The 3,583-nt window shown below is 72.4% G+C and carries 2 protein-coding genes; both read right to left on the reverse strand.

Going from position 1 to position 3,583, the window contains the following annotated elements; all coding sequences use genetic code 11:
• The coding region (gene addA, locus A9O63_RS18385) for a double-strand break repair helicase AddA (RefSeq protein ID WP_069333218.1) at positions 1–2,678 on the reverse strand (2,678 nt) is incomplete at its 3' end.
• Between the two features lie 28 nt (positions 2,679–2,706).
• Positions 2,707–3,583, reverse strand: an 877-nt coding sequence (locus A9O63_RS18390) for a PD-(D/E)XK nuclease family protein (protein WP_205631856.1), incomplete at its 5' end; no start/stop codon positions are given.

Consider the following 3,583-nt stretch of genomic DNA (forward strand, 5'->3'; position numbering starts at 1 on the left):
GGCGCGGCCGGGGGCCAGAGGCCCTCCTCGAGCACCAGCGCCCCGTCATCGCGCCGCTCGGCGCCCGCAGCCTCCATTCCCTGCCGGATCAGGTCGTGCCAGGCGCCTCCCGTCTCGAGCTTGCCGGCCGCAGCCGCGATCAGCCAGCACTGGGCCCGCGTCATGGCGACATAGAGCAGCCGCAGGTTCTCGGCCGCATCGCGCGCGCGCCGCGCCTCGCGGGCGGCGGCAATCTGCGGCGGGCTTTCGGCAGCGGGCGTCTTCCAGACCCGCGCACCCCCCTCCAGCGTGAACAGCTCGTCACGCTCGCGCGGCTTGCGGTCGGCCGTGTCGGGCAGGATCACGATGGGCGCCTCGAGCCCTTTCGAGCCATGCACCGTCATCACCCGGATGCGCCCGCCCGCGGCTTCCATCTGCCGCTTCACCTCGACCTCGTCGGTCTGAAGCCATGTCAGGAAGCCCGTGAGGCTCGGCACGTCGGTCCGCTCGTAGGCCAGCGCCTGACTGAGCAGCTCGTCGATCCCGTCCTCGGCCTCCTCGCCCAGCCGGGCGAGCAGCCGGCGGCGGCCGTCGTGGCGCGTCAGCGCGCGCTCGATCAGGTCGAAGGGGCGCAGGAAATCCGCCTGATCGCGCAGGTCGCGCAGGATCGCCACCGTCCCGGGATGGGCCGCCTCGCGGTCGTAGAGCCTGCGCCAGAGATAGCCCTCACGCCCGTGCGCCAGATCGAAGAGCTCGCCCTCGCTCCAGCCGAAGAGCGGCGAGCGCAGGACGGCTGCGAGCGACAGATCGTCCTCGGGCGTGGCGAGAAAGGCCAGCAGCGCCGAGAGATCGCGCACCGCAAGCTCGGCTCCGAGCTTCAGCCGGTCGGCCCCGGCGATGGGCAGGCGGGCTTCCTTGCAGGCCCGGATGATCTCGCCGAAGATGTCCGACCGCCGCTGGACGAGGATCAGGAAATCGCCCGCCGCGACGGGGCGGAAGCCGCCGGGCTGCGGGATCTGCACCCCCGCCTCGATCATGGCGCGGATGCGGGTGGCCACCTGCCGCGCGAGCCGCGCCGCGTGATGTTCGTCCGAGACGAGGTCCACCGGATCGAACCAGTTCTCGGGCTCGGGCTCCTCGGCGGCCTCGACCAGCGGCCAGAGCTCGGCCCGCCCCGGCATGTCGCCGCGGAAGGCGATGTGACGGACCTCGCCGCCCAGCGCCTGCCGTCGGGGCTCGTCGAAGGTGAGATCCACGAGCCGCAGGATCGCGGGCGAAGAGCGGAAGGAATGCAGCAGATCCAGCTCCTCGAGCCGCCGCCGGGCGCCCGCGAGACGCTCGCCGAACTCGGCCCGCATCCGGTCGAAGGCCGCCACATCGGCGCCCTGGAAGGAGTAGATCGACTGTTTCTTGTCGCCCACGACGAAGATCGTCCGCTCCACCTCGCGCGCGCCGCGCCCCGAGGTGAATTCCTGCGCCAGCAGCTCGATCACCTTCCACTGGTCGGGGCTCGTGTCCTGCGCTTCATCGACGAGGATATGGTCGATCCCGCCGTCGAGCCGGAAGAGCACCCATTGCGCGACCGACGGGTCGGTCAGCAGGCCCTTGGCGCGCTGGATCAGGTCGTCGAAGTCGAGCCAGCCGCGGGCGGCCTTGCGCGCCTGATAGAGCGGCAGGAACACGCCCGCGAAGGCATGGATCAGCCGCGCCCGCTCGGCGGCGAGCAGGCAGCAGCGCACGGGGCGCGCGGCCTCGACCCGGCGCATCAGCGCATCGAGCCGGTCGCCGAGCGAACCGAGTGCCGCGCGCGTGGCCTTGGTCGGGAAGCTGCCGAGCTTGGCGGTATGGGGCTCCTTGGCCGAGGCGCCGGTCAGGAGCACCCCCTCGAGCCCGGCCAGCGTGGCGGTCGTCGGCGCCGCGAAGGACAGAAGCCGCAGCTTCGCCGCAGCCTTCTGGTCGTTCGCCGATCCCGCCTCGAGGGCTGCGATCAGCGCGGGCATCCATTCCGCCTCGCCGCCGAGGAAGACCTGCGCCAGAAGCGCCGCCTCGTCGCCCTCCACCCCGTAGAGCGCCCGGCAGGCCGGAGCGTCGAGCGGCGGCAGGAGGCCCGCGGCATTGCGCGCCACCTCCTCGGCCAGGGCGCCGAAATCCTCGCCGGTATAGGCGCGCGCCAGATCGGCCACCACGTCGGGGGCGATCCGGTCGGCCATCTCCTCGACGATCTCCTCGCGCAGGAGGCGCGCGGCGCGGTCGTCGAGCTCGGTGAACTGCGGCGAGACCCCGGCCTCCAGCGGAAACCGGCGCAGGAGCGTCGCGCAGAAGGAGTGGATCGTCTGGATCCGCAGCCCGCCCGGCGTCTCGATGGCGCGGGCGAATAGCCTGCGCGCCTGCGCCAGCACCTCGTGCCCCACGGCGGCCACGCCCAGGGCATCCAGCGCGTGGCGCAGGTCGGCATCGTCGAGCATCGCCCATTCGCCCAGCCGCCGGAACAGCCGGTTCTGCATCTCGGAGGCGGCGGCCTTGGTATAGGTCAGGCAGAGGATGCGCTGCGGCTCGACCCCGTCGAGCAGGAGCCGCGCCACCCGGTCGGTCAGCACCCGCGTCTTGCCCGAGCCCGCATTGGCCGAAAGCCAGGTCGAGGCGCGCGGATCGGCGGCCTGCACCTGACGCTCGGAGGCCTCGTCCCGCAGGCCGCTCATCGGTCGGCCTCGAAAGTGACAGGGCGTCTCATGCGGCATCCTCCGGCCAGCTTCCCTTGTCGCGATCCGTCCCCGCTTCCGCGGAGCCTGCGCCCTCGTCCGGCGCCTCGGCCCCCACCGGCACGGGCACCGGCACGTCGCTCATCTCCCACTCGCCGAACCGCGCGAGATGGTCGTAATCGCCCGGGAAGCGCTCGCCGAACATGGCGCGGCGCGAGACATAGCCCTGCTCGCGCCTGAGGTAGCGGCCGACGAGGGCATGGAGCCCGTCCCAGACCTGCCCGAGAAGCGCCGCATCGGTCTCGACACTCTCGACCTTCGGGCTGGTGCCGAGGCCGATGTAGCTGATCCGCGCCACCTCGGCCGGCCCAAGGCCGCGGAAGCCGCCGCGTTCGGCCATCGCCGCCTCGAGGAGGAGCTGCTTGTCGAACTGCTCCTGCTGCTTCTTGGTGGGCGGCGTTCCGGTCTTGTAGTCGAGGATATGGAGCCGGCCGTCCGGCAGGACGTCGATCCGGTCGGGCTTCGCCGTCAGCGTGAAGCGCAGGGGGGTCAGATCCACGCGCCCCTCCTCTTCCAGCACGACCGGGGTGCCGGCATGGGCGGCCTCGGTCTCGAGGAAGAAGTCGGCGGCCCGGTCGAGCCGCGCAAGCCAGAGCGCCCGGGCCGCGGGCCAGGGCACATCCTCGGCCAGCACCTCGCCCGCGATCCGCATCAGGCGCGCGCGCTCGGCGGGTCGGTCGGCCCCCGGCGCGCGGTCCTTCACGAAGGCCTCGAGGATGCGGTGCAGGATCGAGCCGCGCAGCCGCGCATCCGGTGCCCGATGCAGCGGGTCGAGCGGATAGAGCCGCAGGATGTGGCGGGCATAGACCGCATAGGGATCCCGGATCAGGCTGCGGATGCCCGTG

The organism is Cereibacter johrii, from assembly GCF_001720585.1.
Classification (GTDB): Bacteria; Pseudomonadota; Alphaproteobacteria; order Rhodobacterales; family Rhodobacteraceae; genus Cereibacter_A; species Cereibacter_A johrii.